Source organism: Oribacterium sinus (genome assembly GCF_963553175.1).
In the GTDB taxonomy this organism is placed as follows: domain Bacteria; phylum Bacillota; class Clostridia; order Lachnospirales; family Lachnospiraceae; genus Oribacterium; species Oribacterium sinus_B.
In genome coordinates, this window is the sequence record NZ_CAUVME010000054.1 from 1 (window position 1) to 7,487 (window position 7,487).

A 7,487-nucleotide genomic window follows, 5' to 3' on the forward strand; every position below is an offset into this window, starting at 1 on the left:
CTATATATCTATCGTTCTATTGCCTTTAGCTTCTATAATTTTACATTCTATAATTTTACATTCTATAATTTTACATTCTTTTATTTTTAAATTCTGTTGCTTTCCTTTTCGATTGCTTTTTTTCAGCTCTTCTTTTCATTGTATTTTTTCAGGATTTCATTTTTTACTTTTCTATTCTTATCATTCTATTTTTAATTATTTATTTCTTGTCATTCTTTTGCTCTTGGCGTCTTTCAATTTCTTTTTTAAAAAATGCATATGAGGTATTCGAATGTTATCTAAAGTATATTCTGCTGCAATTCATGGGTTAAATGCTTATGTGGTTTCTGTTCAGGTGGATGAAAGCAATGGGCTTCCCCGATCTATGACTCTGGGAAATGTTTCTGCTTCCGTGAAGGAAGCGATAGAACGGGTGAGTATTGCCTTAAAAAATTTAGGCTTGGAGCTTCCGCCGAAGAAAATTACCATTAATTTACAACCTGCGGATCTGCGAAAAAACGGCAGTTCCTTCGATCTTCCCATTTTTATGGGAACCTTACTGGCTCTCTATCCAAGCTGCGATTTTCCCTATGAAAACTATGGATTTTTAGGGGAACTAGGTTTAGATGGAGAGATTCGACCTGTATCCGGTGTGCTTCCCATGGTTCTGGCCTTGGAAGAGGCTGGAATGGAGGGGGTATTCGTTTCGAAAGACAATGAGCGGGAGGCTAGGAACAGTGAAAGATTAAAGGTAATTTCCTGCTCTCATATCACAGAGCTTTTGGATATTTGTAAAATTCCTTACGGAAAAAAGGAGAAGAGAAAATATATAGGAGCGGGACCTTCTGTAGGAAGCAATGATGAAAGCTATGCAAACGGTAATGAAGAAGATCAAAATTTAGATTTCCAAGATGTTTTGGGACAAAGCTATGGAGTTAGAGCTGCATTGATTGCAGCGGCAGGACATCACGCCCTTCTTTTTTCCGGCTCTGCCGGGACGGGAAAGACGATGATTGCCAAGAGAATTCCCGGAATTTTACCAAAGATGAGTAAACAAGAGAAACTTGAGCTAACAAAGATTTATTCTATTGCATCTTGCCTTCCTTCTGAAAAGGGCTTAATAGAGAAACGCCCCTTTCGTGCCCCCCACTCTGCTGTCAGTCAAAATACCCTGCTTGGCGGGATGTCTTCCGGAAGATTGATTCCGGGAGAATTGGCATTGGCAGGGAAGGGGGTGCTATTCCTGGATGAATTACCTTTATTTAAAAAAGAAAGCATTGAAGCGTTAAGAGGTCCTATGGAGGAAAAAAGAGTTACCTTACATCGCCTGCAACAATTCTTCTCCTATCCGGTGGATTGTCTTTTTGTGGCGGCGATGAACCCCTGTCCCTGCGGATATTTTCCGGATCGAAATCGATGTCATTGTACGCCGGGACAGATTCGAGCTTATCAACGGGGAATTTCCAAACCGATTCTGGAAAGAATGGATTTATGCGTATCCTTGCCGTCGATTACTTTGCAGGATGCATTGACCAAGGAAAAAGGAATTTCTTCGGCGGTTTTAAGAAAACAGGTGGAAAAGGCAAGGAAAATGCAGGAAAGACGCTTCTTTCAAGAAGAGAAGATACGTTGGAATGGAGATATGAATGTTAGGGCAGTAAATGAATACTGTGAACTGGGAAAAGAGGAAGCGGAATACATGGAGAATATTTTTAAGCTCAAAAATCTCTCCATGAGAACCTATCATAAAATATTAAAGCTTGCCAGAACCATTGCGGATTTGGAAGAAGAGGAGAAGATTAATATGAATCATCTGGCGGAAGCAGTTTCTTACCGAGGCCTGGAGGAGGTATTGTTTTCTTTTGAGGGATAAGTATGGAAAAGAAAAATATAGAGCTGTCAATTAGAGAATTATTGCCTTTTCAAGAGGATTTTCCGAAACGATTAAGGGAAATTCCGGATAGTCCGGAATGCCTTTATTTAAAGGGCTTTCTTCCTAAAGAAGGAGAGCATACTGTGGGCATTATTGGAGCCAGAGATGGAACGGAATATGGAAAGGATATTGCAAGGTCTATCGCGAAAACTTTGGCAAAAAAAGGGATAGGCATTGTGAGCGGAATGGCTTACGGCATTGATTCCGCGGCGCATGAAGGGGCATTGGAAGGAAAGGGCAAAACCTATGCGGTTTTAGGCTGCGGAGTAAATATCTGTTATCCAAGCTGCAATTTTAGACTGTATGAAAATATTGAGAAGAATGGAGGAATTCTCAGTGAGTATCCTTTACATTCCCCTCCTTTGCCCCATCATTTTGTGGAAAGAAACCGCCTGATTTCAGGACTCTCCGATGTGATCCTGGTGGTGGAAGCGAAGGAAAAATCCGGTACCTTTATTACGGTGGATAGAGCGTTGGAACAGGGAAAGCAGGTATTTGCCGTTCCCGGAAGAATCGTGGATCGTTTATCTCAGGGCTGTAACAGATTAATTCGGGAGGGTGCATCGGTGTGTACCTCTGCCGGAGACATATTATCTTACTTTTCTTTAGAAGCGGAAAAGGAGGAAAGCAAAGAAGAGGAGATTAAAAATTTTCCAAAGGAAAAACGAAGGATTTATCTTGCTTTGGGCTTTGAAAGTAAGCATTTTCAAAGTCTTCAAGAGGAATTAAAGCTTCCGAATTACATGCTGCATCGTTATCTTATTGAGCTGGAAGTGGAAGGTTATTGTGAATGTGTACAAGCTGCATATTATAGAAGAAAAAATCGGAACAGTTACTTTAACTAGAAACTTAATTTCCTATAAAAATTATCCTGATTTATGTTTCTGTTCTGTTCACTGCTTCATCGAAATACTTGGAAGTGCCAAAAGTAAATCTCTGATTATTTCTTGCACTTTTCTTATAAAAGTATCAAAATCTTCCGATAAAGCTCTGAAATAGCTAAATTTCATGGAATCCGACTTGCTTTTTTTTTAGGATTCGTTTATAGTGTCCACGAATTTTTAGGAAAGCAGCTTTGTATTATTTTTTAATAATAAATTTTATCTTTAATAGCCTTTAAACATGAAGTAAGAGTGCTTTGACTTACTCAAAGAGAAAGGCAAGGGCGCTTATTCATGCTATAGATAAAGGAAGTGTTCTTTCGCTTTACAGCAAGTTATACCGGAACAGGAAAGGATAAGGAATGGCAAATAATCTCATTATTGTAGAGTCACCCGCCAAGGTAAAAACCATCAGTAAGTTTTTAGGAAAGTCCTATACCATTGATGCAACTATGGGACATTTAATTGATATGCCCAAAAGTTCCCTTGGAGTCGATGTGGAAAATGACTATGAGCCAAAGTATATTACTATCCGTGGAAAAGGGGAACTGCTGAGTAAGTTAAAAAAGGAAGCCAAAAAGGCGGATAAAATTTATCTGGCAACTGACCCGGATCGTGAGGGAGAGGCAATCAGCTGGCATTTACAAAGAGAGTTGAATAAGGATGAGAAAAATGCAGCAAAAATCTCCAGAATCAGCTTTAACGAAATCACCAAGAATGCGGTTCAGAATGCTTTAAAGAATCCAAGAGAAATCGATATGGATTTGGTCAATGCTCAGCAGGCAAGAAGAGTCATGGATCGCTTGGTGGGTTATACCATCAGTCCCTTGCTTTGGCAGAAGATTCGTAAAGGCTTATCCGCGGGAAGAGTGCAGTCCGTAGCCCTAAAGATGATTTGCGATAGAGAGGCGGAGATTAATGCCTTTGAACCGGAAGAGTATTGGAGCCTTAGTGCCACCCTTTCTGTAGGTAAGAAGGAGGTAGAGGCGGTATTTTACGGAAAGGACAAAAAGCTTCCATTGTCTAAGGAAGAGGATGTTCTTTCCGTTATTTCCGAAATTGGAAAAGAAAAGCTAAAGCTTATCGAGAAAAAGAAGGGGGAAAGAAGAAAGAAGGCGCCCCTTCCCTTTACCACCTCTACTTTACAGCAGGAAGCGGCAAAGCTTCTTTCCTTCCCGACTCAAAAGACTATGCGTATTGCCCAGTCTTTGTATGAGGGCGTGAATGTAAAGGGAAGAGGAGTGGTTGGTTTAATTACCTACCTTCGTACGGACTCCACCAGAATTTCTGAGGAAGCCCATGCTGCGGTATTGGAAAAGATCGGACAGGAGTACGGTCCCGAGTACTGTCAGAAGACTCAGACCGAAGATAAGAAGGAAGGGAAGATTCAGGATGCTCACGAGGCTATCCGTCCCAGCTACCTGGAGATTACCCCCTTCGAGGCAAAGGAAAGTCTTGGAAAGGATGAGTACCGTTTATATCAGTTGATTTATAAGCGCTTTGTGGCTTCCAGGATGGAAGCGGCTGTTTATGAAACGGAAACGGTGAAATTTCAGGCAAAGGACTACATTTTCACCTTAAACGGCAGCCGTCTGCGTTTCGACGGATTTCTTGCCGTATATATGTCTGAAGAAGATAAGGCGGAGAAAAATGTTACTCTCCCTGAGATGAAGGAGGGTGACTCCTTTAAGGTGGAAAAATGGAATAAGGAACAGCATTTTACCCAGGCGCCTCCTCATTATACCGAGGCTTCTTTGGTAAAGGCCTTGGAAGAGGGTGGGATTGGAAGACCATCTACCTACGCACCTACCATTGGAACCCTTCTTTTACGGCGCTACATTACCAAAGAGAAGAAGAACATCTTCGTTACTGAATTGGGAAATGCGGTAAATGAAATGATGTCCAAGAACTTTCCTACCATCGTAGACAAGGGCTTTACAGCGAATCTGGAGTCCTTACTGGACTCTGTCAGTGTGGGACAGACTTCTTGGAAAACCATTGTAGAAAACTTCTATCCGGATCTTTCCGAGGCTGTAGAAAAAGCCAAAGAAGAGGTGGAGAAGGTTAAAATCAACGAGGAAGAAACGGATGTAGTCTGTGACAAGTGCGGCAGAAAGATGGTCATTAAGTATGGCCCTCACGGGAAATTTCTGGCATGCCCCGGCTTTCCGGACTGTAAAAATACCAAGCCTTATGTGGAATACGCCGGTTTTCTCTGTCCGACCTGCGGTGCGGAGTGCGTAAAGAAGAGAAGTAAAAAGGGACGAATCTTCTATTCTTGTTCTCGTTATCCGGAGTGCGACTATATGACCTGGCAGAAGCCAAAGGATGCATTAACCGGAGAGAAAAAAGAAGGGGAGATTATGGCGTAAGCCGGAAATATTAAGTTTGTTACAAAGGGAATATTGTTCTTGTGATAATGAGTTTTATCTCATATAATAAATGGACGAGGTAGTAACAATGAAATTCACTGTGGAGTTTTATGAGAAAGAAAATGGTGAAATTCCTGTAATAAACTTTATAGACTCCTTAGAACCTAAAATGGGAGCAAAAGTATTATCTTTAATAGAAATACTAGAAGAGAAGGGTAATCAGCTGAGACTGCCTTATAGTGAATGTCTTGAGGATGGGATTTTTGAATTACGATGTAAGTTTGGTTCAGATATTACACGTACTCTGTATTTCTTTTATGAAGGTGCGAATATTATTTTGACGAATAGTTTCGTCAAGAAAACTCAAAAAACTCCCGCACAGGAAATAAAACTTGCGAAACTTAGGAGAGCTGACTACTTGTCACGAAAGGGAAAATTGAAATGAAGCTTCAAGAGTATAAACAGAATAAGATGCGAGATTCTGAATTTGCGAAAGCCTATGAAGAAGTACAGCCGGAAATGAATATCATTAGAGCTATTATTGATGCTCGAATAGCGAAGAATATGACACAAAAAGATTTATCTAATAAAACCGGCATTAATCAATCGGAGATTAGTAAGTTGGAGAATGGAACAAGAAATCCTTCTATAAAGCTATTACAAAGATTGGCTGAAGGAATGGATATGGTGTTGGATGTATCTTTTAAAGAAAAAACTTTATCTAAGCCTTAAATCTTTTGAAATCTTTTGATTGAAATTCTTTTTCTTGACGAAAAAAAACGATGGTGATATACTACTTTCGTTTGCAGAAGTGGCGGAATGGCAGACGCGCACGGTTCAGGTCCGTGTGAGGTAACACTCATGTGGGTTCAACTCCCATCTTCTGCAGGAAAGAAGAGACTTGGAATAAGGGGATACCTTGTTCTAAGTCTTTTTTGATTCAAAGTCTACTTGTGAAAGATAGGAATCAAAGATTTGTGTTAAAAAGTAATACTTTGTTTTAAGGAGTTTGGAATATGCTGAAGATTTCCAATTTTGAGCTTATGGCAATATTATATATGATTGCACTATTGCTAATACTTATGATATCTGCAATGATTACCTTTAAGAATTGGGCGAAAAGAGAACAGAAATATGATGTTTTCATGATTAAGAATAATGAATTGACGGTTCTGTCGGGAATACCGGTAAGATATTGCCTTAATGATATCGAAAGAGTTGAATTTTCAAAGATAGTAAGTCGAGGAAGTTATGGGGGAAGAATGAGAATATGGAAAAAGGGAGCTTTGTTTGGGCGTATTTTTTTGTTCGATGCCAGTGCCTATCGTAAAAAATTTGCTTTCAGCAGTACATACGAAGAGATAGAGCTTGTTACGGACGATTTGATGAAAAAACTGAGAGAACATGGCATTACGTGCGTAAAGAAATAGTCTGTTAAGCGTGGTCGGTTTCGTGGTCGGCTTGTAGGGAAATAGTACTGCTCGAAAGCGAAATGGTGCTTCATGCTCAATGCCTTGTAGACAAGCAAAAAGCCTAGTGTTTTAAGCTGTTTTGGCTTATACACTAGGCTTTATCTTTAACGCAGAGGGTGGGGTTCGAACCCACGTGCCCTTGCGGACAAACGGTTTTCAAGACCGCCTCGTTATGACCACTTCGATACCTCTGCAATAGAACTTCTGCATTATATAACTATTGTGAATTTATGTCAATCCTTAAAAATTTATCATAAAGGCTAGCTGAAAATTTATCATAAAACCGGAAATTCTTGGTTTTTCGTAGAGATTTTCCCCTAAATTAGCTTGCCCAACAATCCCGTCTTTAGGATTTAGCACTATATTTCTTTAGGGATAACTTTATACGCACCTGCCTTTAACCAGTATAAACACTGGTTTTTTATTTTTAAATATTTGACAAAAATATTTTTTAACTCTTTACTTTATAGTGTTATCATAGTCCTGGAAATGATTTCTATATCTTATTTTTTGAAAAAAACCAAAAATAAAAAAAGTACATGCCTCCAGATTTATGAAAGCTATTATGATCCCGAACGTAAATGTGGTGCACATCGTTCTTTCAAACCAGTCGGATATATCCACGAACTCATTGATAAAGGTATTGATGACCCTATATCCTTCTATTCTGATGAAATAAAAAAATTAAACAGTGAGTACAAAAAAACAAGAGAAAGAATAAGGTCAGACAGATTTCTAAAGAGTTCAGACTTTATAAAGAAACTAGCTATAAATACAACACTTCCACTGACATTATATTTTCTTAATAATGAAGATATAAATAAAATGCTAAGCCATAGGTTCTAATCTG

The 7,487-nt window shown here is 39.3% G+C and carries 6 protein-coding genes, 2 tRNA genes and 1 pseudogene; 8 read left to right on the plus strand and 1 reads right to left on the minus strand.

The genetic code is table 11. The features are described from left to right. Positions 1-271: 271 nt before the first annotated feature. The 7 genes from RYO92_RS10360 (at position 272) to RYO92_RS10390 (ending at position 6,595) form a co-directional block, all read left to right on the plus strand. Positions 272-1,852: a YifB family Mg chelatase-like AAA ATPase gene (locus RYO92_RS10360; protein ID WP_315370330.1), complete on the plus strand. Its 1,581-nt coding sequence runs from the start codon at positions 272-274 to the stop codon at positions 1,850-1,852. 2 nt (positions 1,853-1,854) lie between these two features. Further along, positions 1,855-2,757, plus strand: a complete 903-nt coding sequence (dprA, locus tag RYO92_RS10365) for a DNA-processing protein DprA (protein WP_315370331.1) — start codon at positions 1,855-1,857, stop codon at positions 2,755-2,757. Between the two features lie 398 nt (positions 2,758-3,155). Further along, positions 3,156-5,165, plus strand: a complete 2,010-nt coding sequence (gene topA / locus RYO92_RS10370; RefSeq protein ID WP_315370332.1) for a type I DNA topoisomerase — start codon at positions 3,156-3,158, stop codon at positions 5,163-5,165. A gap of 88 nt (positions 5,166-5,253) precedes the next feature. Continuing rightward, on the plus strand, positions 5,254-5,610 hold the full coding sequence (locus RYO92_RS10375; RefSeq protein WP_308578825.1) for a type II toxin-antitoxin system RelE/ParE family toxin: 357 nt from the start codon (positions 5,254-5,256) through the stop codon (positions 5,608-5,610). Further along, positions 5,607-5,897: a helix-turn-helix domain-containing protein gene (locus RYO92_RS10380; protein WP_007156363.1), complete on the plus strand. Its 291-nt coding sequence runs from the start codon at positions 5,607-5,609 to the stop codon at positions 5,895-5,897. The genes RYO92_RS10375 and RYO92_RS10380 overlap by 4 nt, the downstream gene beginning before the upstream one ends. 73 nt (positions 5,898-5,970) lie before the next feature. Then, a tRNA-Leu gene (locus RYO92_RS10385) sits at positions 5,971-6,053 on the plus strand. A gap of 128 nt (positions 6,054-6,181) precedes the next feature. After that, positions 6,182-6,595: a hypothetical protein gene (locus tag RYO92_RS10390; RefSeq protein WP_007156362.1), complete on the plus strand. Its 414-nt coding sequence runs from the start codon at positions 6,182-6,184 to the stop codon at positions 6,593-6,595. 150 nt (positions 6,596-6,745) lie between these two features. Here RYO92_RS10390 and RYO92_RS10395 read toward each other — a convergent pair. Then, positions 6,746-6,831, minus strand: a tRNA-Ser gene (locus tag RYO92_RS10395). A 304-nt stretch (positions 6,832-7,135) separates the two neighbouring features. On the opposite strand from RYO92_RS10395, the pseudogene RYO92_RS11255 reads away from it, so the two are divergent. Then, positions 7,136-7,380: pseudogene (locus RYO92_RS11255) on the plus strand (IS1634 family transposase); the annotation flags it as partial. Positions 7,381-7,487 lie beyond the last annotated feature (107 nt).